The sequence below is a fragment of the Halomonas sp. SL1 genome, from assembly GCF_003030865.2.
Classification (GTDB): domain Bacteria; phylum Pseudomonadota; class Gammaproteobacteria; order Pseudomonadales; family Halomonadaceae; genus Halomonas; species Halomonas halophila.
This window is the reverse complement of the sequence record NZ_PYUQ02000018.1, coordinates 1-23,960: the sequence shown is the minus strand read 5'-3', so window position 1 is coordinate 23,960 and position 23,960 is coordinate 1. Positions and strand designations below refer to the sequence as shown.

Sequence of the window (23,960 nt, the reverse complement as noted above, 5' to 3'; positions counted from 1 at the left end):
CTCGTTCGAGACCAGCGCAACACAAAGCGGGGCGCCACTGGGCGCCCCGCTTTGTGTTGACAGCGTTTCCGGCGGCGCCGGACTGGTGCGAGCGTTACTGTGCCTCGCTGACCATGTAGTCGACGATGGCCTTGATCTCCGCGTCGGGCAGGCCGGCCCCGCCCTTGGGCGGCATGGTGCCGATGCCGTTGATGGCGTTGGCATAGAGGGTCTCGATGCCCTTGTCGATGCGCGGCCCCCAGGCCTCGGCGTCGCCGAGTACCGGGGCGCCGGCGACGCCGCTGGCATGGCAGGCCGCACAAGGCGCGCTGGCATAGAGCGCCTCGCCGTCCGGGCCGCCCTCGGCCGCGGCGGTGTCGTCGCCGGTGGTCTCTTCCGTGGGGGTGCTCTCTCCCTCGGCGACCGCGGTGTCGCCGGCCTCGGCGGCGGATTCGTCCGTGGCCGGCACGTCCATCACCGGCTCGACCAGATGAGCGACCGCGGCGCGGACCTCCGCGTCGGAGAGGTTGGGGTTGCCGCCGCGGGCCGGCATGGCGTTGAAGCCGTTGATGGCATGATCGAGCAGGGTCGCGAAGCCCTTTTCGGTGCGCTCGGCCCAGGCGGCCTCGTCGCCGCGTACCGGCGAGCCGGCGGCGCCGGTCTCGTGGCAGGCCATGCAGATGCTGCCGTAGATGCCCTCGCCGTCGATCGCGTCGCCGGCGGTGCTCGCGCCTCCGGCGTTGGCCGAGGCCATGGCGGTGCCGCAGTCCTCGCCTTCCAGGCACAGTTGTCCGACCGGGGCCAGGCGCTCGGCGATGGCCTCGTGATCCGCCTCTTGCTGGGCGTGGGCCGTGGAGGCGGCCATGAGGCCGAGGAAAAGCAGGCCCATCGGTATCAGCTTGCTGGCATTCACTCTCACCACCTCTTCATTGACGGTCTTGTTGGCGGATCACGGACGGCGGCGTGATGGGCGCAGTATAGCGACAGTCCCCCGCCCGGAAAATGTCGCCGGTCAACTGTACGGCGAACAGGGCCGGCCGCACTCGGGCATCGCGGCTGGACAGTGCCTGGGCGGCACGGTAGGATGTCGCTCGCCTGATAGCGATAGCCATCGGGCCTCGCGCGCCCTTAGCTCAGCTGGATAGAGCGTCGCCCTCCGGAGGCGAAGGTCAAAGGTTCGAATCCTTTAGGGCGCGCCACAGGATCTCAGAAGGGCCCACGGTCATCCGTGGGCCCTTTCTCGTTTGCGTCACCCTACTCCTCACAGTTTTCCACAGCGCCTCGTTATCCACATCCCCCTTTGCCTGCCGCGCGAGGTGAAAGATGCCTGTTTGCCCCGGTATGCTCTCCGCCAGGCTCACTGCAACGGTAACCCGCAAACGGCGGGGCACAAGGATGCGCACATGACCCTGCCCGACTACTCCTGGCTCGCCTGGACGCTGATCGTGCTTTCCACTTATCTCACCGGCGTGTCCAAGGGCGGGTTCGCCGGCGGCTTCGGCACCCTCTCGGTGCCACTGATGGCGCTGGCCATCGGCCCCATCGAGGCGGCGGGATTGCTGCTGCCGCTGCTGCTGGTGATGGATGCGCTGGCGGTGAAGGCTTGGTGGCGACACCGGGACATGGCCGAGGTCAGGCGGCTGCTGCCGGGGCTCGCCATCGGCGTGGCGGCGGCGACCCTGGTGGCGGGGCGACTGGAAGAGGATCACGTGCGCCTGCTGCTCGGCGTGATCTCGCTGCTGTTCGTCGCCTACATGGTCGCCAGGCCCGCCGCGTCGCGGCCGATCCGCGCCTTCTGGGCCTGGCCGGCGGCGATCGCCACCGGCATCACCAGCTTCATCGCCCATGCCGGGGCGCCGCCGATGAACCTCTATCTGGTGCCGCGCCATCTGCCCAAGATGACCTTCATCGCCACCACCACCCTGGCGTTTGCCGCCGTCAACCTGATGAAGCTGCCGCCCTATCTGGTGCTCGGCGAGATCAACCTGACCAGCATCGGCGCCTCGCTGCTGCTGGTGCCGGTGGCCTGGGCCGGGGTTCGCAGCGGCCTGTGGCTGCAGCATCGGGTCGACGAGCGGCTCTTCTACCGGCTGGTGGTATTGGCCATGGCGCTCGTCGGCGTGCAGCTGATCGTCAAGGCGCTGGGGTAGAGCGGCGATTCAGGCCGAGGTGGCCGGCCGAGGCTCGTCGAACTGCGGGCGGTCGGCGAGGAAGGACTCGAGCGCATCGCCCGGCAAGGCCTGGCTGCACAGGAATCCCTGGTACTCGTGGCTCTGCAGCCGGCGGATGAGCGCCAGCTGCTCCTCGCTCTCGATGCCCTCGGCGACCACTCGCAGGTCGAGGCTGCGGGCCAGGGCGATCACGGCGGTCACGATCGCCATGTCCTGTGGGTTGGTGACCGCCTCGGCCAGGAAGGTGCGGTCGATCTTCAGGCGATCGATGGGGAAGCGACGCAGCTGGGCCATGTTCGAATAGCCGGTGCCGAAGTCGTCGATGGACAGCATCACGCCCAGCTCGCGCAGCGCGTTGAGGACCTCCAGGGCGTGGTCGGGATCCCGGATCAGCGTGCTCTCGGTCAGTTCGAGTTCGAGGTGGCAAGGGGGCAGGCCCGTGTCAGCCAGCACGCGCTTGACCCTGTCGACGAAGTGGCGGTCGTTGAGCTGCACGGCGGAGATATTGACCGCCATGTCGAGGGCCTGGCCGTGCTCGTCGGCCCACTTCCGGGCGTAGCGACAGGCGGTGCGCAGCACCCATTCGCCGAGCGGCTGGATCAGCCCGGTATCCTCGGCCAGCGGTATGATCTCGTCGGGTGTCACCGTGCCGAGTTCCGCATCGTGCCAGCGCAGCAGCGCCTCCACGCCGGTGATGCGGCCCGAGTCGACATCGACCTTGGGCTGATAGGCCAGGCTCAGGTCGCCTTCCTCGATCGCTCGGCGCAGCCGACGTTCCAGGTGGCTGCGCCGCTCGGCGTGCGAGGTCATGTCCGGCTCGAAGAACTGGAAGGTGTTGCGGCCCCTCTGCTTGGCGTCGTACATGGCCGCGTCGGCGTGGATCATCAGCGCGTGCTTGTCGCCGCCATGGTCGGGATAGAGGCTGATGCCGACGCTGGTCGAGGCCTTCACCACGCTGTGCTCGATCTGGAAGGGCTTGTCCAGGGTGCTGACCAGGCGTCGGGCCAGGGCGGCGGCCACGTCAGGTGTCACTTCGCTCTCCAGCAGCACCATGAACTCGTCGCCGCCGACCCGGGCCACGGTGTCGATGTCGCGCACCGCGGCCTGCAGTCGGCTGGCCGCCTGCTGGATCAGCGCGTCGCCGACATGGTGACCCAGCGAGTCGTTGATCTGCTTGAAGCGGTCGAGGTCGACGAAGAACACCGCGAACATCGAAGGCGGGGCGGCGAGCAGGGCGTCCAGGCGTTCCTCGAGCAGCAGCCGGTTGGGCAGCTGGGTCAGCGCATCGCGATAGACCATGCCCTTGAGCTCCCGGTTGGCCTCGCGCAGCGAGTCGGCGAGCCGGGCGTTGCGCGATGACAGGTGAGCGTCGAACAGCGAGATCAGCAGCGCGGATACCATGATGCAGGTCGACACCAGGGCCACGGTGACGGCGAGCTGGTGGGGCGACAGGCCGCCGCTCGCCGTCGGCATGCCGCCCTCGGGATAAAGGGCCGCCGCCATGCCGGTGTAGTGCATGCCGGAAATACCCACGGCCATGACCAGCGCGGCCAGGCCCTTCTGCCAGAGCGGCGGCTGCCGGTCGGCGGCCGGGTTGAGGTGGAAGGCGAGCCACAGGGCCAGGCCCGCCGCCGACACGGCGATGGCCAGCGAGAGCAGGAACAGGGTCGGCCGATAGCGCAGCGCTCCCTGGATCTCCATGGCCTCCATGCCCAGGTAGTGCATCAGGCAGATGCCGAGTCCCATGACCAGGGCACCGAGACCCAGGCGTCGGCGACTCAGCCGGCCGGTATGGACGACGCCCAGGGCGAGTGCGGCGGAGAGAATCGCCGCCATCAGCGAGAGCACGGTCATGGGGACGTCGTAGCCCACCGTCGCGGCCATCTCCATGGCCAGCATGCCGATGAAGTGCATCGCCCAGATGCCGGTGCCCATGGCGAAGGCGCCACCGGCCAGCCAGGCATGGCCGAGGGCGCCGGTGCTGGCGCGGACACGGCCGGCCAGATCGAGGGCGGTCAGCGAGGCGATGGCGGCGACACCGAAGGAGAGGGCGACCAGGGTGAGGTTGTAGGAGGCGCTCATGGCATGAACCGCGGTGATGGCAAGGGGAACGAGTCTGGGGAAGCGGTCTGTCGAAGGCAAGCGGTGTGCGCTCACGGGGGGAGGGCGCGACGCTGGCGTGCCGGGTGGCGCCGGTCGCTCGACACGCAGCGAGAAGGCGTCTCATTTCTTGAGATATCGCCAAGATGTCGGCATTTCGCGGTGCTTTTCGCGACGAGCAGGTCACGAACCGTTGTTACACTGGAGACTGGAAGCGTCGAGGGCTCTCGGGCGAGCCCAGGAGTGCCGCGATACGGTGGTCTGCGCCGATGAAATGCTCAAGAACGCCCGGCCACGGCCGACATCCGATGGCGTGACGCAAATAGATACTGACGGGACGGGCGCGATGGCGGGCGACGGTGGCGGGGAAAATACACAGGGCAACGGCAAGCAGACACGGGTGCAGTCTCTGCCCGCTCCCCTGTCGCGTCTGGTCGTCGAGCAGGCGCCGTTCGGGCTGGTGCTGGTGGATGACGCGGGCCGGGTCCGGTGGGCCAACGCCGGTTTCCGGGCGTTGCTCGAGCTCGACGAAGAAGAGCTGATGGGGCGTCCGGTCGATGGCTTGATCCGCTACTCCGGTTTCCTGCACGACCGTCATGACGAATGGGTTGCGCTGGAAGAGGGCTGGGAGCCGGCGCGCCTCGCCGCCGATCCCCAGGACGATGGCCATCTGGTGCTGGTGAGCGCGACCCCGGTGGAGCGGGAGCAGGGCGATCGGCTGCGCCTGCTGAGCGTCATCGACCCCGGGGAATCCTCCGCCGCCCTGGAGCCCGGCGCCTGGCAGAGGCTGCCCGTGCGCCTGCCGAACGTCTGGCTGTTCGAGGACCGCCTGGAGCATGCCCTGGAGCGTGCCGATCGCACCGAAGGGTGTGTCGGGCTGATCATGCTGCGGCTCGACGGCCATGCGACGCTGCGCGAGACGCTAGGCGCTGCGGCGTTCGAGGCGCTGGCCGGTCGTGTCGAACAGCGTCTCGCCCGCACCCTTCGCCGCGAGGACAGCCTCGTCAAGCTGCGGCCCGGCTGCTGGGGCGTGCTGATCGAGCCGCCGCTCACGCCCGGCGGGCTCCAGGCCACGGTGATGCGCTGCCTCGAGGCCATGGAGCCGCCCTTCCGCCAGGAGACGCACCCGACCCTGCTGACCCTCTCCGCCGGGGTCGCCATCTATCCCGAGGACGGGGAGCTGCCCTCGCAGCTGTTGAGCAGTGCCGAGACGGCGCTGGAGCGTGCCGGGCCCTCGGGGCACGCCTTCTTCGATGAAGCCCTGCGCCACCATCTGGACGCGCAGCTGGCGTTCCGTCAGCGGCTGCAGGACGCGCTGCTGAATCCGGAAGCGCATTTCCGGCTGCTCTACCAGCCGCTGATCGCACTGGACAGCGGTCGCTGCCTGGGGCTGGAGGCGCTGCTGCGCTGGCATCATCCGACCCTGGGGCCGCTGTTGCCTGCCGATTTCCTGCCGGTGGTGACCGAGCTGGGCGAACAGGTGCGTCTGGATCGTTGGGTGATCGCCACGGTGATCGCCCAGCATGCCGCCTGGCAGGCCGAGGGCTCGCCGCTGGCCGAGCTCGACGTCGCGGTGAACGTCGACGACGACCTGCTCGATCAGGCGGTGTTCGATCGCCGTCCGCTGGATCTCTTCCTCAGGCAGCAGGGGCTGGAGCGTGGCTGGCTGTCCCTCGAGCTGGGGCAGCAGGGGCTGATCGAGCATGCCGCCAGCCAGACCCATCTGCTGCGGCGTCTGGAACGTCTCGGCGTCGGCCTGGTGGCCAACGATATCGGCGCCGCGCCGCTGGATTTACCGCGTCTGTCGACGCTGCCGATATCGCGGATCAAGCTGAATCCCAGGATGATCGACTCGCTGGAGCGGGGTGGCGTGCTCGAGGCCTTGCTGCGCTGCTTTCAGGCACTCGGTGTGGAGGTCGTGCTGATCGGCATCGAGACACTGGCCCAGCTGGAGGCCGCGCGTGCGCTGGGGGTATCGCTGGGGCAAGGTAACCTGCTGGGCACGCCCCAGGCGCCGGCCGACCTGGCGGGTTGGTGGGAGGCGCGCCCGACGACGGCCTGAGACGAACGGCTCGTTTCAGGCCCGGGCGTCGAGGCGGCGCGACTGGAGGCCGGTGCGGCCGTCGGCGGAGTAGGTGTCGGGGTCGGCGAGGCGGTGGATGGTGTCGAGCATCTGCTGGTTGTGGCGCATGCGCAGTTCCAGCAGACGTCCGTTGCGCTCGTTGAGCCGGGCGATGTGGCGTGCCTGGTTCAGCATGGCCTGCCAGCCGTCGAGACAGCCGGCGTCGGCGGCGGCCTGGCGGGCGCCCTCGGTGCCCTCGGCGTAGCCCAGTTGGCGCTGGACCCGGGCGCGGGTTTGCTCGGTCTCCTCCAGGTCCTGCTGGACGGCGGTCTTTTCCTCGGCCAGGGCATTGAGGCGCCGGCCGTCGATCTCGCCGGCCACCAGCAGGCCCTGCTCTTCCTCGAGCAGCCGCCCCAGGCGTGCCAGGCGTTCGGCCTGGCCGTCGAGGAGTCGCTGCAGGCTCACTGAGTCTCGCCCTCGTCGGCCAGCAGATCCTGCACGCTGGCGATCAGGCCGTCGGCGATGCGCTCCGGCTTGATCTCCAGCTGGCCGTCGCGAATGGCTTCGCGCAGCTCGTTGACCCGGGCGGCGTCGATGTCACGGCTCGGGTCGGTGGCGCCCTGGCGCAGGTGCGTCGAGGTGGCCGGTTCCGGGGCGTCCTGCCCCGCCGCGGGCGTTTCCCGGGTCTGGCGCGTCGTGTCGCGTGACTCGACCTGTCCGGGGCGCAGGGGATGGTGATTGTCGACTTTCACGGTGAAAGGCCTCGTGAGCGGTGCGTTATTCGAGCTATCGGCACTCGAAGCCGACACTTTAATGCCCGGCCGGGGGTAACGGCCAGTCCGGGTCAGCCCTCCACGGCCAGCCGGTTGCGACCGATGATGCGCCCTTCGAGGATGCGGCGATCGTCCAGCCGTACCCGGATGCGTTCCCCGCGCCCGCCGGCTCCCAGTGCCTCGGCCTGACGGGTGACGCGAAAGCCCTGGCCGCCGGCCTCCAGGATCACGCTCGCGCCGCGTTCCACCAGCCGTGGCGCACGCACCTGATGCGACTGGATCGCCCGTCCTGCGGTCAGCGAACGGCGGGCCTCCTGGCCGACGATCGCCTCGATGGATCGCAGGGCCCGCCTCGGCAGCCGGTCGAGCTCCCCCCGCCGTTCCTCCAGATCGTCACGCGTCAGCCGCGTGCCGGCTTCGATGGCATGCGCCGTGACCGGATAGCGGCCGATCACGCTGACCTCGGCCTGCAGGTAGCGCGTCCGGTGGTCTTCGCCCGAGCAGCGAACGCCCACCGACAGCCGCCCCAGCGGCGCGCGAGACGTGTCCCTCAGGAAGGGGGTCGGCTGCTGGCAGGTCGGGAAGTGCGCGGCGGGCGGATAGAGCGTCACGCTGACCTCGTCGCCCAGCGGGGCGGCCTCGGCGGTCAGGAAGGCGCGCACGGCGTCGAGCATCGCCGTGTCCTCAGCCGACGCCGGAAGGGCGGCCAGCAGCAACAGCGGTAGCAGGCAGCGGCGGATCAATCGGGACATGGGCACGCTCGGAGGAAGTTCCTGACGGCAGTCTAGCGCTCGCTTCGACGGGGGATGCCGTGAAATGGCCCGGCTATCGAAGGCTGTTCGATCCTTTGGGCTGACAGCACCGTGGCTATTCTCCATCGTCGACGAATTTCCTTTTCCGGAGCGTGCCGGATGATCGATCAGCTCGAAGCCTCCCTCAACTTCTCCCAGCAGGCCCTGAGCCTGCGCCATGAGCGACAGAAGGTGCTGGCCAGCAACATCGCCAACGCCGATACCCCGGGCTACAAGGCCCGCGACATGGACTTCGGTGCCGAACTGGCCAGGGCGACCCGTCAGGGCGCTGCCGGTGCGGGCGGCGGGCTGTCGCTCGCGCGCACCGACGGCGGCCATCTGGCCGGCCAGGGCATGCCGTCGCCGCGCGGGGAGCTGCTCTATCGGGTGCCGGACCAGCCGAGCCTCGATGGCAACACCGTCGATATGGACCGCGAGCGCACCGCCTTCGCGGACAACTCGGTGCGCTATCAGGCCTCGCTGACGCTCCTCAACAGTCGTATCCAGGGCCTCAAGAAGGCCATGCAACCCGAATAAGGAGCGGTGGCATGTCGATGTTTTCCGTGTTCGATATCTCCGGCTCGGCGATGAGCGCCCAGTCGCAGCGCATGAACGTCACCGCCAGCAACCTGGCCAACGCCGACAGCGTGGCCGGCCCCGACGGCGAGGCCTATCGCGCCAAGCAGGTGATGTTCGAGAGCCAGGCTGCCTCGCGCCGTGGCGTGGGTGGCGTCGGGGTGCGCGAGGTGGTCGAGGATCCGGCGCCGCTGCGCCAGGAGTATCGCCCCGAGCACCCGCTGGCCGACGAGCAGGGCTACGTGAGCCTGCCCAACGTCGATCCCGTGGCGGAGATGGCCAACATGATCTCCGCCTCCCGTTCCTATCAGGCCAACGTCGAGGTCATGAACACCAACAAGCAGTTGATGCTCAAGACCCTGACCCTGGGCGAGGGCTGATCCCATGGCATCCACCATCGATTCCGGCGTGCTCAACGGCCTCAATGGCGGCGCCTCCGGGGCGAACCGGGCCGGCGGCGGCTCGGGGCTGACGTCTGCCCAGTCCGACGAGCTGCGCAACAACTTCATGACCATGCTGGTGACCCAGCTTAAGAACCAGGATCCGATGGATCCGATGAAAAACGAGGAGATGACCTCCCAGCTGGCGCAGATCAACACCGTCAGCGGCATCGAGAAGCTCAACGACTCGCTGTCCGAGATCACCAGCCAGATCGACGCCGGGCGCACGCTGCAGGCCACGGCGCTGATCGGGCAGGGCGTGATGGTGCCCGGCAACCGGGTGCTGCTCGACCAGAACGATGCGGGTGACGTGACCACCACGCCCATGGGCGTCGAGCTGGCCGCCCCGGCCGACCGGGTCAAGGTGACCGTCACCAACGGCGCCGGTCAGGTGGTCAATGCCTATGACCTGGGGGCCATGGACGCCGGCGTGCAGTCCTTCAGCTGGGACGGCAAGACCAGCGACGGCCAGGTCGCCGCCGATGGTGCCTACCAGTTCCGCGTCGAAGCCAGCCAGGGCGACAGCCCGGTATCGGTCGAGTCGCTCAACTACGCCATGGTCAACAGCGTCACGCCGTCCCCGGACGGTGATGTCCGGCTCGACCTCGGCGCCGTCTACGGCCAGGTGGGGCTTGGGGACATCAAGCAGATTCTGTGATGCGTCGGGGCCGGTTCGAGGGGCGGGTCGGCTCAGCACCTTTCATGATTCGATAACGCAGGGATAACACGACATGGGCTTCTCACAAGCGCTCAGCGGCCTGAACGCCGCCTCCTCCAGCCTCGACGTGCTGGGCAACAACATCGCCAACTCCCAGACCGTGGGCTACAAGAGCTCCAGTGCCCAGTTCGCCGATGTTTTCGCCGGCTCCACCGGTCTGGGCACCAAGGTCTCGGCCGTGCTGCAGGACTTCGGAGACGGTAATATCGAGAACACCGGCCGCAATCTGGACCTGGCGATCAGCGGCGACGGCTTCTTCCGCTTCCAGCAGGATGGTGAGGTGGTCTACTCCCGCAACGGTCAGCTGTCCATGACCGCCGACGGTTACCTGGTGAATGCCCAGGGCGCGCGGATCATGGGCTACGGGCTCAACGCGGCGGGCAATGTTCAGGTCGGCGGCCAGCCAGAGGTGCTGCAGGTGCCAGCGGACGACATGGCAGCCAGTGCCACTACCGGTGTCTCGACCACCTTCAACCTGGATGCCCGGGAGGCGGTCGATGAAGGGCTCAGCCAAGCCGAAGTGACCGACGCTACGGGGGCCGCCACCACCCTGGACTATCACTTCTCGAATAACTTCTCGACCTACGACTCTCTGGGAAATTCGCGCAACGTCACCGTCTACTACGAGAAGGTCGATGCCAATACCTGGCGCGGTCGGGCGGTGATGGACGGCACATACTCTGAAGAGAACGATTTCTTCCTGCGCTTCGACAATAACGGTCAGCTCCAGGACCAGGGCGTGGCTGGTGTCGACGCCAACTTCCTGCAGGCGGAGGACACGCTCGAGCAGCGCGAGGTCGAGCTGGTAACGGCGACCAGCGACCGCGATGCGGCGCAGGATGCCTACGACAGTGCCCAGGCTGCCGTCGACGCAGCCCAGGCGGCTTATGATGCCGATAACTCCCAGGCCAATCAGGATGCCCTGGATGCGGCCAAGGCAGCGCTTGCGACGGCCAAAAATGAGCTGACTGACGCGACGACGGCATATAGCGATGCGCTTGGTCAACGCAATACTGCCCAGGCTGCCTATACCACCGCCTATAACGCCCTGGATGCCGATATCGAGACGGCGATGACCTTCGCCGCGCAGGGTGGCGCCGCCGAGCTGACCTTCGACTATCGACCGACCGGCTCCACCCAGTTCGGCAATACCTCCTCGACCAGCTCGCTGACCCAGGACGGCTATACCTCCGGCGCCCTGGTGGGCATCACCATCCAGGACGACGGCACCGTGATGCGCAACTACGCCAACGAGCAGTCGGTGCCGGCCGGGCAGATCGCCCTGGCCAACTTCCGCAACCCGGAAGGGCTAGAGGCGGTGGGTGATAACGCCTGGTCGGCCACCGCGAGCTCCGGTCAGGAGCTGCTCGGCGAGCCAGGCACCGGGGTGCTCGGCAGCGTCCAGTCCAGCGCCATCGAGACCTCCAACGTGGACCTGGCCAGCGAGCTGGTCGACATGATCGTCACCCAGCGGGCCTACCAGGCCAATTCCCAGACCATCTCCACCCAGGACGAGGTCCTGCAGGCCGCCATCAACCTGAGCCGCTAAGCCCGGGAGGCTGAGTCATGGATCGCATCCTCTATACCGCCATGAGCGGCGCGCGCCAGAGCATGGAGCAGCAGGCGGTGGTCAGCCACAACCTGGCCAACGCCTCGACCACCGGCTTTCGCGCCCAGCTGCATGCGATGCGCGCGGTGCCGGTGGAGGGCGACGGGCGCCTGGACACTCGCGCCTCGGTGGCGGCATCCACGCCGGGCGCCGATACCTCGTCCGGCCCGATGACCCGCACCGGCCGCACCCTGGACGTGGCGATGAAGGGCGATGCCTGGCTCGCCGTCCAGGCCCCCGACGGCACCGAGGCCTACACCCGCCGCGGCGACCTCCAGGTCGATGGCGACGGTCTGCTGCGCAGCGCCGGCCATCCGGTGATCGGCGAGGGCGGCCCCGTCCAGGTGCCCCTGGGCGCGCAGGTCTCGCTGGGCGCCGACGGCACGATCAGTGCCATCGCCCCCGGCCAGGGGCCCGACGCCCTGGTGCCGGTGGGTCGCCTCAAGCTGGCCACGCCGGGGCCCGATGGGTTGGAGCGCGGCGTCGATGGCCTGTTCCGCGCCCCCGGCCAGGACGGCCAGCCCGGCCTGCTGCCGGCGGATGACGATGCCAAGCTGATCAGCGGTGCGCTCGAGGGCAGCAACGTCAATCCGGTGGAGACCATGGTGTCGATGATCGACGTGGCGCGCCGTTACGAGATGCAGACCAAGGTCATGAGCACCGCCGACGAGAACGATCAGCGGGCCAACAGCCTGCTCTCGCTGAGCTGAGCCGAACGAACATGAGGGAACCAGAATGATCAAGTCACTATGGACGGCCAAGACCGGCCTGGAGGCCCAGCAGACCAAGCTGGACGTCATCTCCAACAACCTGGCCAACGTCAACACCAACGGCTTCAAGCAGTCCCGGGCGGTGTTCGAGGACCTGCTGTATCAGAACCTGCGCCAGCCCGGTGCTCAGACCAACGCCCAGGACCGGCTGCCGTCGGGCATGCAGGTCGGTACCGGCGTGCGTCCGGTGGCCACCGAGCGCCTGCACACCCAGGGCGGGCTCGAGCAGACCGGCAACAGCCGTGACCTGGCCATCGAGGGCCGGGGCTTCTTCCAGGTGATGATGCCGGACGGCACCACCGCCTACACCCGTGACGGCAGCTTCCAGCTGGACCAGAACGGCCAGATGGTCACCGCCAACGGCTATCCACTGGAGCCGGGCATCGTCATCCCGCCGAACGCCCTGTCGGTGAACATCGGCGAGGATGGCATCGTGTCGGTCAAGGTGCCGGGCGACAGCGAGCTTCAGGAAGTCGGCCAGGTCACCCTCTCCACCTTCGTTAATCCCACCGGGCTGGAGAGCCTCGGCGGCAATCTGTATGCCGAGACCACCGCCTCCGGGCCGCGCACCGAGGATATTCCCGGCATGAACGGCACCGGCAGCATCATGCAGAACTACGTCGAGACCTCCAACGTCAGCGTGGTCAAGGAAATGGTCAGCATGATCCAGACCCAGCGTGCCTACGAGATCAACAGCAAGGCCGTGCAGACCAGCGACGAGATGCTCTCGCGCCTGGCCCAGCTGTGAGGCGAGTGATGGACCGGAGGGCGAGGGCATGAGCGGGATGATTCCGGGTGGTGCATGGCGCTGGCTGCTGGTCGTGGCACTGGCGGTGTTGGGGGGCTGTGCGCAGATTCCCCACGCCTCGGTGGTCGGCGAGCAGGAGCGGATCGAGATTCCGGAGCGGCCGATGGCGCGCGCCAACGGGGCCATCTACCAGCCGCGCAGCGGTTATCAGCCGCTGTTCGAGGATCGTCGTCCGCGGATGATCGGCGACATCCTGACCATCGTGCTGGACGAACAGGTCAGCGCCAGCAAGAACGCCCGCTCGAACGCCGACCGCAACGGCTCGTCCAGCCTCGAGCTGGCCCAGCTGCCGGATGCCCTCGATACCCTGGCGGAGTACGGCTTCGATGTCTCCGGGGAGAGCGACTTCCAGGGCGGCGGTGGCTCCCAGGCCAACAACTCCTTCACCGGCACCATCACCGTGACCGTGATCGACGTGCTGGGCAACGGCAACCTGCGGGTGCGCGGCGAGAAGCAGATCGCCATCAACCAGGGCACCGAGTTCATCCGCTTCGGCGGGGTGGTCAATCCCCGCGACATCACCGGCGAGAACACCGTGCCCTCGACCTCGGTGGCCGACGCCCGCATCGAGTACGTCGGCGACGGCTACATCAACGAGGCGCAGCACATGGGCTGGCTGCAGCGCTTCTTCCTCAACGTCTCGCCCTTCTAGGAGAGTGGCATGATGACCGGCACTCGACGCGCGCTGGGCGCACTTCCGCGGCTGGCCTCCGGGCTGGCCTTCGTGGCGATGATCCTGTTGGCACTGCCGGCCCAGGCCGAGCGACTGCGAGAGCTGGCCAGCTTCGCCGGCGTGCGCGACAACGCCCTGGTCGGCTACGGCCTGGTGGTTGGGCTCGACGGCACCGGCGACCGCACCACCCAGGCGCCCTTCACCGGCCAGAGCCTGACCAACATGCTCTCCCAGCTCGGCATCACCGTGCCGGCGGGCACCAACATGCAGCTGCGCAACGTGGCGGCGGTGATGGTCACGGCCGAGATGCCGGCCTTCGCCCGCCCCGGGCAGAACCTCGACGTGGTGGTGTCCTCGGTGGGCAACGCCGACAGCCTGCGCGGCGGCACCCTGCTGATGACCCCGCTGAAGGGCGCCGACGGCAGCGTCTACGCCCTGGCCCAGGGCAACCTGCTGGTCGGTGGTGCGGGGGCGGCGGCCGGCGGTTCCAGCGTGCAGGTCAACCAGCAAGGCGGGGGGCGCATCGCCAACGGCGCCACCGTGGAGCGCGAGGTGCCCCTCGACCTGGGCGCCAACGGCGGACTGCTCGAGCTGCAGCTCCAGACCGACGACTTCGGCACCGCCCAGCGGGCGGTCAGCGCCATCAACCAGGAGTTCGGTCGTGTCGTGGCCTCGGCCCGCAACGCCCGGGTGATCGCCCTGGACGGCCCACTCGATCCCAACGCGCGGGTCAATTTCATGGCCCGGGTCGAGAACGTCCAGGTCACGCCCACCGAGGAACCGGCCCGCGTGGTACTCAACTCGCGGACCGGGTCGGTGGTGCTCAACGGCCAGGTGACCCTGCGCCGGGCAGCGGTGGCCCAGGGCAACCTGTCGATCGTCATCGACAGCGACGTGGACGTCAGCCAGCCGAACCCGTTCGGCAACGGCCAGACCGTGGTGACCCAGGATGCCGAGATCAGCATCCAGCAGCAGCCCGGCACCCTCAAGGTCGTTGAGGGCGCGGACCTGATGGAGGTGGTCGACGCGCTCAACTCCTTGGGTGCCACGCCCAACGACCTGATGTCGATCCTCGAGGCCCTCAAGGAAGCGGGCTCGCTGCGCGCCGAACTGGAGATCATCTGATGAGCCTGGATGCTCCCGACACCGCCCGCGGCCAGTTCGCCCTGGACATCCAGGGCCTGGAGCGCCTCAAGCACAATGATTCCGGCGAGGGCCTGAAGGGCGCCGCCCAGCAGTTCGAGGCCCTGTTCGTGCAGATGATGGTCAAGAGCATGCGCGAGGCGGTGCCGACCTCGGGGCTGCTCCAGAGCCAGGCCGGCGACATGTATCAGGAGATGCTCGACAAGCAGTGGTCGCAGAGCGTGGCCGAGCGTGGCCTGGGGCTGGCCGACCAGCTGGTGGCCCAGCTCGAGGGCTCGGTCGGCGGGCGCGATGCCTCGGCCTCGAGTCACCGCAACATCGAGGCGCTGATCGCCGGGATTCCCCGCGGCACGCCGCGCCCGCTGACCGATGCGCTGATGGCCGAGCCGGACACTGGCGCGCGGGCCGAGGGTGACGCGTCATCGGCGCCGACCTCCTTCCTCGAGGCGCTTCAGACCGGCGTGGATGAGCCGGCGTCCGCCGTGGCGGATCCGGCCGCGATGGCGGACCGGCCCGAGCACGTTCAGGCCTTCCTGGCCAGGCTCGCCGGCCCGGCCCGTGAGGCCAGCCGCGAGAGCGGCGTGCCGGCCGAGTTGATCCTCGCCCAGGCGGCGCTGGAGACCGGCTGGGGGCGGCGCGAGATTCCCACCGCCGACGGCGGCAACAGCCATAACCTGTTCGGCATCAAGGCCGGCAGCCGCTGGCAGGGCGAGACCACCGAGATCCTGACCCATGAGGTGATCGACGGCCGTCGCCAGGCGGTGCGCGATCGCTTCCGCGTCTATGACTCCTTCCAGGCAGCGTTCGCCGACTACGCCCGTCTGATCGGCGACAATCCTCGCTATGCCGGCGTCAGTTCGGCCGCGACGCCCGACCAGGCGGCCCGGGCCCTGCAGCGCGGCGGTTATGCCACCGACCCGGCCTATGCCGACAAGCTGATCGCGGTCATGGACACCCTGGGGCCACTGCCCGAGGGCCAGCGACTGGCGTCACGCTGATCGGCATTTTCCCGGGGGCTTTCAGTCCCCGGCTCAAGGACATTCGGCCTCAAGTCCGGCCCGCCGCGGCCGATAGCCAGAGAATCGGCAAAAGGGAACATCTGTCATGAGCATCTTCTCCACCGGCCTCAGCGGCCTCAACGCCGCCCAGAACGCCCTGGCGTCCACCAGCAACAACATCAGCAACGTCTACACGCCCGGCTACAACCGCGAGGTGACCGTGCTGGGGGAGAGCGGCACGGGCACGGGCGGGGTGCAGGTCAACGATATCCAGCGCCAGTTCAACCGCTATGTCGCCGACCAGCTGAATGACGCCACCAGCAAGACCAGCGCGCTGGAAACCTACGGCACCCAGGTGGAGCAGATCGACAACCTGCTGGCCGACGAGGCCGCCGGGCTCTCGCCGCTGATGCAGGACTTCTTCTCCTCGATGGAGGACCTGGCCAGCGCACCCTCCGACCCGGCCGCCCGCCAGGGCGTGCTCGGCTCGGCGGATACCCTGAGCGCCCAGTTCCGCTCCTTCGACGGCTACCTCCAGGACATGCAGAACGGCATCAACGGCCAGATCGAGGACGAGGTCACCCAGATCAACAACACCACCGAGCAGCTGGGCTCGATCAACCGCGAGATCGCCCTGGCACGTGCCAAGCAGGGCGAGGCGCCCAATGCGCTGCTCAACCAGCGCGACCAGCTGGTCCACGAGCTCAGCGAGCGCATGGACCTGCGTCTCAACATCCAGGACGGCAAGTCCTACAACGTCAGCCTGCCCAATGGCCAGCCGTTGGTGATGGGCGATCGCAGCTTCAAGCTGGAAGCCATGGCCTCGCCGGAAGATCCTCAGCGCACCGTGGTCGGCTATCCGGACTCCAGCGGCAACGTCCGAGCCCTGGACGAGGACGCCATCAGCGGCGGGACTCTGGGCGGGCTGATGGACTTCCGAGCCGAGACCCTGGACAAGACCCAGAACCAGATCGGCCAGATGGCGGTCTCGCTGGCGGTGGCGGTCAACCGACAGCATGCCGAAGGCATCGACCTGAACGGCGACGCGGGCGGCGAGTTCTTCAGTATCGGTGAGCCGCGAGCCTTCTCGGCCGAGCGCAACACGGGCACCGCCGAGATCGCCGGGGCGGCCTTTGATGCCGACAGCATCGATCAGCTCAAGGCCACCGACTATACGGTGCGCGTCACCGACGCCGCGGCGCCGGCCTTCGAGGTGATGCGCGAGGACACCGGGGCCGTACTGGAGGCCGCCGACGTCGACTATGCCGGCGGCGAGCTGAGCTTCGGCGGCCTGACCCTGAGCTTCGACGATCCTGCCGGCCTGGCCGACAACGATCGCTTCGTGGTCCAGCCGGTTCGTCGTGCCGCGGGTGGCCTGGAGAGCGCCATCGGCGATACCGACAGGATCGCCGCGGCCGGTCCGGGGGGCGGCTCTGGGAACAACGAGAACGCCCTGGCCCTGCAGGATCTTCAGCAGAAGAGCGTGGTGGGCGGTTCGGCCTCGCTGAGCGAGGCCTATGCCTCCCTGGTCAGCGACGTCGGCAACCGGACCAATATCGTCCAGGTCAATCTGGAGGCCCAGCAGGGGCTCAGCCAGCAGCTGGAGGCCGTCCAGCAGTCCGAGTCCGGGGTCAACCTGGACGAGGAGGCAGCCAACCTGATCCGTTACCAGCAGTACTACCAGGCCAACGCCAAGGTCATCGATACCGCCACCTCGGTGCTCGACACCGTGCTCGGTCTGCGCGGTTGATAGGGAGAGTCTCACGAGATGCGCATCAGTACCCTCACCATCTTCAATCAGAGCGTCGGCTCGCTCAATCAGCAGCAGGCCAGGTTCAACGACGTCAGCCAGCAGATCGCCAGCGGTCGCCGGGTGACGAGCCCGTCCGACGATCCCCAGGCGGCCGCTCGGGCCGTGGGCGTCAGTCAGTCGCTGGCCGTCACCGAGCAGTACACAGACTCCCGCGTCAGCGCCCGTAACTCGCTGTCCCAGGGCGAGAGCGTGCTCAACAGCGTCAGTGATGCGATCACCAGTGCCAAGACCCTGCTGGTTCAAGCATCGAACGGCACCCTCAGCGATGCGGATCGGCAGTCCGTGGCCTCGGAGTTGAGTGGCATCTACGAGACCCTGCTTGGCCAAGCCAACGCCACCGATGGCAACGGCACCTACCTGTTCGGCGGCTACAGCGACAGCAGCGCGCCCTTCGTCAAGGGCAACGGTGGCGAGGTCGAGTACGTGGGTGACAGCGAGGTGCGCCGGCAGCGTATCGATGCCTCGCGGCTGATGGAGGTCAGCGACAGCGGGCAGGCGATCTTCCAGAGCGTGCCCGGCGGCGCCGGTCATGTGGCCGCTGCTGAGGCCGGCAATGCCGGTGGCGTCACCTTCTCCGGCCCCCAGGTGCTGGACGATGAGGCAGTCGACGCCGACCAGCCCTATACCATCACCTTCACCGGTGACGAGGCGTCGGGGTTCACCTACGAGGTGTTGAACGGCGATGGCGACAGGGTGGCCGATGGCGCCTATTCGCCCGGTGAAGAAGGTACGCGGATCGCGTTCGAAGGCCTGTCCATGGAGCTGGACGGTCAGCCCGTTGACGGCGACAGCATCGCGGTGAAGCCCGCCGATCAGGGCAATACCGACCTCTTCACCACCCTGGAGAACGCGATATCCGTGCTGGAAAGCCCGGCCGGCACCGAAGCGGAGCGGGCCGTGCTCGGCAATACTCTGAGCACCTCCATGCGCGAGCTGGACAACAGCCTGGACAATGTCTTGACGGTGCGCGCCTCCATGGGCGCGCGGCTCAACGAGCTTGACGTGGTGGATGGCGTCAGCAGCAACCGCACCCTGAACTACGAGCAGACCCGGTCCGATCTGGTTGATCTCGACTATGCCGCAGCGATCTCCGAATACAGCCTGCGTCAGGTCGGCCTGCAGGCGTCCCAGCAGACCTTCGCCAACATGAAGGGCATGTCGCTCTTCCAGTACCTCTGATCCTGCCCTTGCCTGCCGGTCATGGTCTTCCCTGCCCATGATCCCTTTCCCCGCCCTGTCGTCCCACGACAGGGCGGTTTTTTGTTGGCAGTAAGAGGCGACTCAGCCGCTCAGCGGCGCCAGCACCTGCAGGAATTCACTCAAGAAGGTGAGGCCCTGTCCGAACAGTCGTTGCAGGACCCGGCCCAGGTCGGTCATCAGCACCATCAGCAGCACCACCCCGACCGTCAGCGAGGCCGGGAAGCCGATGTTGAACACGGTGAGCTGGGGCGCCGAGCGGTTGAGGATGCCCAGCCCCAGGTTGATGATCAGCAGCGCCGCCACCAGCGGAAGGGCCAGCAGCATGCCGAAGGAGAAGATGGTGCCGCCGTAGCGGGCCAGCATCTCGAAGGCGGCGGGGTCGTAGCGCCCCAGGCCGATGGGCAGGGTCTGAAAGCTCGAGGCCAGCAGCTCGAGCACCATCAGGTGGCCGTTGAGGGCCAGGAACATCAGCAGCGTGATCGTGTACAGGATGCGCGACAGCACCATCATGTTGGTGCCGCTGGCCGGGTCGAAGAAGGTGGCGAAGGCCAGGCCCATCTGCAGGCCGATGAATTCACCGGTGGCCTGTACCACCACCAGGGTGACGCGCATCACCAGGCCCATGGCGGCGCCGACCAGCAGTTGCTCGATGACGATGCCGAGCCCCGCCCAGGAGAACAGCGGCACGCTCGGCATCGCCGGCAGCACCGGGGCCATCACCACGGTCAGCGAGGCGGCCAGGGCGATCTTGGCCTGGCGTGGCACGCTGGAGTGCCCCCAGAGCGGCGAGGTCAGCATCAGCCCGCTGATGCGGCAGAAGGGCCACAGGAAGGCGACCAGCCAGCCGTGCAGCTGGTCGAACGTGATCTCGACCATGATGGCCTACATCACCATGCTGGGGATGTTGCCGAACAGCTCGCGGGTGAAGGTGGTGATCAGGCCCAGCAGCCAGGGGCCGGCGAGGACCAGCACGGTGAACACCGCCAGGATCTTGGGGATGAACGACAGGGTCATCTCGTTGATCTGGGTGGCGGCCTGGAACAGGCTGACCAGCAGGCCGGTGAACAGGGCGGTGAGCAGCAGCGGGCCCGCCAGCAGCAGGGTCACGCGCATGCCCTGGTAGGCGATGGTCATTACCGTCTCGGGGGTCATGGCAGTCTCCGGGCGTTCACACGTAGAAGCTTTCCGCCAGCGAGCCGATGATCAACTGCCAGCCGTCGACCAGCACGAACAGCATCAGCTTGAAGGGCAGCGAGATGGTGATCGGCGGTACCATCATCATCCCGAGGCCCATCAGCGTGCTGGCCACCACCAGGTCGATGATCAGGAAGGGGATGAAGATGGTGAAGCCGATCTGGAAGGCGGTCTTCAGCTCGCTGGTCACGAAGGACGGCACCAGTACGCGCAGCGGCACATCCTCCGGGCCCTGCATCTGCCCGACGTCGGCCAGGCGCGCGAACAGCGCCAGGTCCGGCTCGCGGGTCTGGGCCATCATGAACTCGCGGAACGGGCCCTGGGCCTGGGTCAGGAACTCGGGAAAGGCGATGCTGCCGTTGGACAGCGGCACCCAGGCCTGGTCGTACACCTCGCCGAACACCGGGGCCATGATGAAGAAGGTCAGGAACAGCGCCAGGCCCAGCAGGATCTGATTGGGCGGCGTGGCCTGGGTGCCCATGGCGGTGCGCAGCAGGCCCAGCACGATGATGATGCGGGTGAAGCTGGTCATCATCAGCACCGCCGCCGGCAGGAAGGCCAGCGAGCTGAGCAACAGCAGCGTCTGCAGCGACAGCGACCAGCGCTGGCCGCCGTCCTCCATCGGCTGGCTGATCAGCCCGGGGATCTGCTGGGCCAGGGCCAGACCCGGCACCAGCAGCAGGGCCAGCAGCCACCAGCGGGCGTGACGCGTGGCGAAACGGTTCATGGGCGATCCCGGTCGTGTCGGCCCAGCCCGGCGTTGTGACGCAGGGCCTTGGCGAAGCGGGCGGCGAAGCCGTCGTCCTCGGAGAAGGCGGGAGCTGTCGCCGGCGACTCGGGGGCCGGCAACTCGTGGAGCTTGTTCACCTGGCCTCCGCCGACGCCCAGCACCAGCCAGGTGCCCTCGACCTCGACGATCACCACCCGCTCGCGCTGGCCGATGCTGGTGCTGCCCACCAGGCGCGGACGCTGGCCCTGGCCGCGCCCGCCACCGTTGAGCCGTCTGAGTAGCAGGCTGCAGGCGACGATGATCGCCAGCACCAGCGCCAGGGCCGCGGCGGTCTTGCCCAGGGTGGCCATGCCGATCAGCGCCTCGCCGCCGCCCAGGCCATCGGCGACGGCACCGGATGCGCTCTCGCTCATCGATTCAGCTTCTGGACGCGCTCGGAGGGCGTGATGATCTCGGTGATGCGGATGCCGTACTTGTCATCCACCACCACCACCTCGCCCTGGGCGATCAGGTAGCCGTTGATCAGGATGTCCATCGGTTCGCCGGCCAGCCCCTCGAGCTCGATCACGGAACCCTGGGCGAGCTCCAGCAGCTGCTTGATGGTCAGCTTGGTGCGACCCAGCTCCACGGTCAGCTTGACCGGGATGTCCATGATCATCTCGAGATCGCGGGGCACCGCCTTGTCCTGGCCTCCCTCCAGCGGCTGGAAGACGCTGTCGCTGGCGGGCTGCGCTGCGGCGCCGCTGTCCGCGGCGGGGGCATCGTCACCCTCGGCTTCCTCGGCGGCGGCCTGCTCGGCCATGGCGGCGGCCCAGGGATCCTCCTCCCCGCTCGGCGTGGCATCGCCCTCCTGTTCGGACATGGCGGCCGCCCATTCGTCGTCGAGGTTCTGATCGTCGGGCTTGTTGGGATCAGTCATGCTTGGCTTCCTTGGATGTCGGCTGAGCCCCCTTGACGAAGGCGCTGGACGGCGCGTGGCCCGCCGCGTGATCGAACAGTCGACGCACCCGCAGGGCACGTTGCTCGTGCTGGCTGCCGTATTCGCATTCCATCACCGGCACGCCGTCCACGCTGGCGGTCACGGTTTCGGGCAGTTCCAGCGGCAGCACGTCGCCGGCCTTGAGGGCCAGCACCTGGGAGATGCGTGAGGGGATGTCGGCGAAGTTGGCCACCAGCTCGATCTCGGACTGGCGCAGCTCGCCGGCCATGCGCTTCGACCAGCTGCCGTCCTGATCCTGATGGCCCTCGTTGACCGGGTTGGTCAGCAGGTCGCGCAGCGGTTCGATCATCGAGTAGGGCATGCAGATCTGGAAGCTGCTGGCCAGGTTGCCCACCTCGAGATTGAAGCTGGTGTTGACCACGATCTCGTTGGGCGAATTGGTGATGTTGGCGAACTTCGACTGCATCTCGCTGCGCAGGAAGCTGATGTCCAGCGGATAGACCGACTTCCAGGAGTCGCCGTAGGCCTCGATGGCCAGCTGCAGCATGCGCTGGATGATGCGCTGTTCGGTGTTGGTGAACTCGCGCCCCTCGGACTTGGTGAGGAAACGGCCATCGCCGCCGAACAGGTTGTCCACCACCATGAATACCAGGTTCGGCGGAAACACGATCAGCGCCGAGCCCTTGAGCGGCTTCATGGCGATCATGTTGATGTTGGTGGGCACCGGCACGTTGCGCGAGAAGTCGCTGTAGCTTTGGTACTTCACCGAATCCACGGTGATGTCGGCGCTGCGCCGGATCAGGTTGAACAGGCCCATGCGGAAGTAGCGGGCGAAGCGCTCGTTGATCATGTCCAGGGCATGCAGGCGTTCGCGGATGATGCGGTGCTGGTTGGCCGGATCGAAGGGGCGGACCTGCGGCTGGCCGTCCTGGCCCTCCGCGGGCTCGTCGTCCCCGCTGACGCCCTTGAGCAGGGCGTCGATCTCGTCCTGGGAGAGCAGATCTTCTTGAGACATGGTCGCTACGGGCCCGGCGTCATTGCACGATGAATTCGGTGAACAGCACGTTCTCGATGGCCAGTTCCGGCTGCGGCTCCACCATCGGTGCCTCGAGGGTGGCCTTCACCTGTTCGGCGAGGCGCCGCTTGTCTTCCTGCGAGGCGAGGTCGGCGGCCTGCTTGCCGGAGAGCAGCATCAGCAGGCGGCTGCGCACCTCGGGCATGTGTTCGGTCAGCAGCGCCTGGCTCTGCTCGTCGGCAACCTTGAGCGAGATGCCGGCGTAGAGCAGCCGTGACCCGTAGTCGTCGTCGGCCAGGTTGACGGTGAAGGGTTCGATCTCCACGAAGATCGGGGCCTTGTGCTCGATGGTCTCGGGCTCCTGAGCCATGGCCTTGCCGTCGTCCCCGTCGCCGCTCATGACCATGAACAGGGCCGTGGCCGCCGCCGAGGAGGCGATCACCACCAGCACCACCAGTAGCCACAGCAGTTTCCGGGAACCTCCGCTGGATGTCGCCATTACCGTTCCTATGCTGAATATTCTGCCGATAGCGGGGAATTATGCCGCCCGCGAGGGCGGCACGATGAATCGAACAGGCCCGATGAACGGGGCCATCTCCGGATTTTGCGACCTGCCCGATCAGGCGTAGAGATCGACGCGGCCGTCCAGGATCATGCTGCCGGGCACCGCCGCGGGCGTGACGGTCTCTGCGGATGAGTCGCTCTCGCCTCCGCTCGTGCCGGCGGCCGCGTCGGCGAATCGGCGGCCTTCTCCTTCGGTGCCGCCCTGGCGCTGCTCGCCCACCGAGGTCTCGCCCAGGGAGATGCCCTGTTCGGCCAGCGCCTCACGCAGCTGCGGAATCGCCTGCTCGAGGGCATGGCGCACCTGGCCGTGGGCCGACAGGAAGTGCGCCTGGGCGCCCTGATCGCCGACCTTGAGCGTCACCGACAGCGGGCCCAGCTCGGCCGGGTGCAGCCTCATCTCGATGCGCTGCTCGCCGCCCTGACGGGCGAACTGGAGCAGCTGCTGGCCGAGCTGGCGGGGCCAGGACTGGCTGCCGACCGGCGCGCTCAGGCTGGCCTGCTGGGCCGTGGCGGCGAGACTGCCGGGACTCGTCGAGGGCGTCAGCGGCAGGGTGCCTTGGCCGCCGGGAACGGAACCGCCCGCGAGCAGCGGTGCCTCCTGAGCGTTACCACCCGGGCTCTGCTGGCGGGCGGCCAGGGCCTCGATCATGGCCTGCGACGAGGTGGTGGCGGGGGTGGCCGGCGCGCCACCGGCGGCCTGGCGTACCGCCTCGGCGGCGGCCAGCGCGGCCGAGGCGGGACGGCAGGCCGGCGCCGAGGCTGGCTCTTATACACATCTCCGAGCCCACGCGACTCCTGAGCCTCTCGTATGCCGCCTTCTTCTTGAAAAAAAAAAAAAACAAACACGGCAAATCCAGAACAGCTTCAAACTCGACTATGGTCCAACGTGCCAG

Annotated in this window: 27 protein-coding genes and 1 tRNA gene; 15 read left to right on the top strand and 13 right to left on the bottom strand. The window is 67.9% G+C overall.

The window, feature by feature from the left end; genetic code table 11:
• Positions 1 to 94: 94 nt before the first annotated feature.
• Positions 95 to 892 carry a cytochrome c5 family protein gene (locus C9J49_RS12150; RefSeq protein WP_107181757.1) on the bottom strand — a complete coding sequence of 266 codons (798 nt, stop codon included), beginning with the start codon at positions 890 to 892 and terminating at the stop codon, positions 95 to 97.
• A 209-nt stretch (positions 893 to 1,101) separates the two neighbouring features.
• Here C9J49_RS12150 and C9J49_RS12145 point away from each other — a divergent pair.
• A tRNA-Arg gene (locus tag C9J49_RS12145) sits at positions 1,102 to 1,178 on the top strand.
• Positions 1,179 to 1,382: 204 nt separating this feature from the next.
• On the top strand, positions 1,383 to 2,129 hold the full coding sequence (locus C9J49_RS12140; protein WP_107181758.1) for a sulfite exporter TauE/SafE family protein: 747 nt from the start codon (positions 1,383 to 1,385) through the stop codon (positions 2,127 to 2,129).
• Between the two features lie 9 nt (positions 2,130 to 2,138).
• Here C9J49_RS12140 and C9J49_RS12135 read toward each other — a convergent pair whose 3' ends face one another.
• On the bottom strand, positions 2,139 to 4,232 hold the full coding sequence (locus C9J49_RS12135) for a bifunctional diguanylate cyclase/phosphodiesterase (RefSeq protein WP_107181759.1): 2,094 nt from the start codon (positions 4,230 to 4,232) through the stop codon (positions 2,139 to 2,141).
• 364 nt (positions 4,233 to 4,596) lie between these two features.
• Between C9J49_RS12135 and C9J49_RS12130 the strand changes: the two genes are divergently transcribed.
• Positions 4,597 to 6,312: an EAL domain-containing protein gene (locus C9J49_RS12130; protein ID WP_181454297.1), complete on the top strand. Its 1,716-nt coding sequence runs from the start codon at positions 4,597 to 4,599 to the stop codon at positions 6,310 to 6,312.
• A 15-nt stretch (positions 6,313 to 6,327) separates the two neighbouring features.
• Here the strand turns inward: C9J49_RS12130 and C9J49_RS12125 are convergent, their stop codons facing one another.
• From C9J49_RS12125 to flgA, 3 genes are all read right to left on the bottom strand, one after another.
• Positions 6,328 to 6,777 (bottom strand): flagella synthesis protein FlgN, encoded by a 450-nt coding sequence (locus C9J49_RS12125; RefSeq protein ID WP_046078838.1) that lies wholly within the window; start codon positions 6,775 to 6,777, stop codon positions 6,328 to 6,330.
• Positions 6,774 to 7,064 carry a flagellar biosynthesis anti-sigma factor FlgM gene (flgM, locus tag C9J49_RS12120; RefSeq protein ID WP_052719322.1) on the bottom strand — a complete coding sequence of 97 codons (291 nt, stop codon included), beginning with the start codon at positions 7,062 to 7,064 and terminating at the stop codon, positions 6,774 to 6,776. Before flgM ends, C9J49_RS12125 begins: the two co-directional genes overlap by 4 nt.
• Positions 7,065 to 7,156: 92 nt before the next feature.
• Positions 7,157 to 7,837, bottom strand: coding sequence for a flagellar basal body P-ring formation chaperone FlgA (gene flgA / locus C9J49_RS12115; protein WP_107181761.1), 681 nt, complete (start codon positions 7,835 to 7,837; stop codon positions 7,157 to 7,159).
• Between the two features lie 159 nt (positions 7,838 to 7,996).
• On the opposite strand from flgA, the gene flgB reads away from it, so the two are divergent.
• The 11 genes from flgB to flgL all read left to right on the top strand — a co-directional run bounded on the left by flgB (position 7,997) and on the right by flgL (position 18,603).
• Positions 7,997 to 8,413 carry a flagellar basal body rod protein FlgB gene (gene flgB / locus C9J49_RS12110; protein WP_107181762.1) on the top strand — a complete coding sequence of 139 codons (417 nt, stop codon included), beginning with the start codon at positions 7,997 to 7,999 and terminating at the stop codon, positions 8,411 to 8,413.
• A gap of 11 nt (positions 8,414 to 8,424) precedes the next feature.
• Complete coding sequence (flgC, locus tag C9J49_RS12105) at positions 8,425 to 8,832, top strand: flagellar basal body rod protein FlgC (protein ID WP_035594316.1); 408 nt, start codon at positions 8,425 to 8,427, stop codon at positions 8,830 to 8,832.
• Between the two features lie 4 nt (positions 8,833 to 8,836).
• Complete coding sequence (gene flgD, locus C9J49_RS12100; protein WP_046078835.1) at positions 8,837 to 9,550, top strand: flagellar hook assembly protein FlgD; 714 nt, start codon at positions 8,837 to 8,839, stop codon at positions 9,548 to 9,550.
• Positions 9,551 to 9,623: 73 nt separating this feature from the next.
• Entirely contained in the window at positions 9,624 to 11,159 is a 1,536-nt protein-coding gene (locus C9J49_RS12095) for a flagellar hook protein FlgE (RefSeq protein ID WP_046078834.1), read from the top strand.
• A 17-nt stretch (positions 11,160 to 11,176) separates the two neighbouring features.
• Entirely contained in the window at positions 11,177 to 11,929 is a 753-nt protein-coding gene (locus C9J49_RS12090) for a flagellar basal body rod protein FlgF (protein WP_107181763.1), read from the top strand.
• A gap of 25 nt (positions 11,930 to 11,954) precedes the next feature.
• The gene (flgG, locus tag C9J49_RS12085) at positions 11,955 to 12,737 is read left to right on the top strand and encodes a flagellar basal-body rod protein FlgG (protein ID WP_035594307.1); all 783 of its coding nucleotides are present in this window, start codon (positions 11,955 to 11,957) and stop codon (positions 12,735 to 12,737) included.
• Between the two features lie 37 nt (positions 12,738 to 12,774).
• A complete protein-coding gene (locus C9J49_RS12080) occupies positions 12,775 to 13,449 on the top strand; it encodes a flagellar basal body L-ring protein FlgH (protein ID WP_082090855.1) in 675 nt (224 codons plus the stop codon).
• Positions 13,450 to 13,527: 78 nt separating this feature from the next.
• The gene (locus tag C9J49_RS12075) at positions 13,528 to 14,595 is read left to right on the top strand and encodes a flagellar basal body P-ring protein FlgI (protein ID WP_106488212.1); all 1,068 of its coding nucleotides are present in this window, start codon (positions 13,528 to 13,530) and stop codon (positions 14,593 to 14,595) included.
• A complete protein-coding gene (gene flgJ, locus C9J49_RS12070) occupies positions 14,595 to 15,611 on the top strand; it encodes a flagellar assembly peptidoglycan hydrolase FlgJ (RefSeq protein WP_046078831.1) in 1,017 nt (338 codons plus the stop codon). The genes C9J49_RS12075 and flgJ overlap by 1 nt, the downstream gene beginning before the upstream one ends.
• A 106-nt stretch (positions 15,612 to 15,717) precedes the next feature.
• The gene (gene flgK, locus C9J49_RS12065) at positions 15,718 to 17,361 is read left to right on the top strand and encodes a flagellar hook-associated protein FlgK (protein ID WP_107181764.1); all 1,644 of its coding nucleotides are present in this window, start codon (positions 15,718 to 15,720) and stop codon (positions 17,359 to 17,361) included.
• Between the two features lie 18 nt (positions 17,362 to 17,379).
• The gene (gene flgL / locus C9J49_RS12060) at positions 17,380 to 18,603 is read left to right on the top strand and encodes a flagellar hook-associated protein FlgL (RefSeq protein ID WP_107181765.1); all 1,224 of its coding nucleotides are present in this window, start codon (positions 17,380 to 17,382) and stop codon (positions 18,601 to 18,603) included.
• 102 nt (positions 18,604 to 18,705) lie between these two features.
• Here flgL and fliR read toward each other — a convergent pair whose 3' ends face one another.
• The 8 genes from fliR to C9J49_RS12020 form a co-directional block, all read right to left on the bottom strand.
• Positions 18,706 to 19,500 (bottom strand): flagellar biosynthetic protein FliR, encoded by a 795-nt coding sequence (fliR, locus tag C9J49_RS12055; protein ID WP_107181766.1) that lies wholly within the window; start codon positions 19,498 to 19,500, stop codon positions 18,706 to 18,708.
• Between the two features lie 6 nt (positions 19,501 to 19,506).
• Positions 19,507 to 19,776: a flagellar biosynthesis protein FliQ gene (gene fliQ, locus C9J49_RS12050; protein ID WP_046078827.1), complete on the bottom strand. Its 270-nt coding sequence runs from the start codon at positions 19,774 to 19,776 to the stop codon at positions 19,507 to 19,509.
• Between the two features lie 16 nt (positions 19,777 to 19,792).
• Positions 19,793 to 20,545 (bottom strand): flagellar type III secretion system pore protein FliP, encoded by a 753-nt coding sequence (gene fliP / locus C9J49_RS12045; RefSeq protein WP_046078826.1) that lies wholly within the window; start codon positions 20,543 to 20,545, stop codon positions 19,793 to 19,795.
• Complete coding sequence (fliO, locus tag C9J49_RS12040) at positions 20,542 to 20,961, bottom strand: flagellar biosynthetic protein FliO (RefSeq protein ID WP_107181767.1); 420 nt, start codon at positions 20,959 to 20,961, stop codon at positions 20,542 to 20,544. The genes fliP and fliO overlap by 4 nt, the downstream gene beginning before the upstream one ends.
• A complete protein-coding gene (gene fliN, locus C9J49_RS12035; protein ID WP_046078825.1) occupies positions 20,958 to 21,467 on the bottom strand; it encodes a flagellar motor switch protein FliN in 510 nt (169 codons plus the stop codon). Before fliN ends, fliO begins: the two co-directional genes overlap by 4 nt.
• Entirely contained in the window at positions 21,460 to 22,503 is a 1,044-nt protein-coding gene (fliM, locus tag C9J49_RS12030; protein WP_106488171.1) for a flagellar motor switch protein FliM, read from the bottom strand. Before fliM ends, fliN begins: the two co-directional genes overlap by 8 nt.
• Positions 22,504 to 22,522: 19 nt before the next feature.
• On the bottom strand, positions 22,523 to 23,002 hold the full coding sequence (fliL, locus tag C9J49_RS12025) for a flagellar basal body-associated protein FliL (RefSeq protein ID WP_046078823.1): 480 nt from the start codon (positions 23,000 to 23,002) through the stop codon (positions 22,523 to 22,525).
• Positions 23,003 to 23,122: 120 nt separating this feature from the next.
• Positions 23,123 to 23,716 (bottom strand): flagellar hook-length control protein FliK, encoded by a 594-nt coding sequence (locus tag C9J49_RS12020; RefSeq protein ID WP_107181774.1) that lies wholly within the window; start codon positions 23,714 to 23,716, stop codon positions 23,123 to 23,125.
• On the opposite strand from C9J49_RS12020, the gene C9J49_RS17245 reads away from it, so the two are divergent.
• On the top strand, positions 23,715 to 23,960 hold a 246-nt coding region (locus C9J49_RS17245; protein WP_220084872.1), incomplete at its 3' end, for a hypothetical protein. The two genes, C9J49_RS12020 and C9J49_RS17245, sit on opposite strands and share 2 nt — an antisense overlap.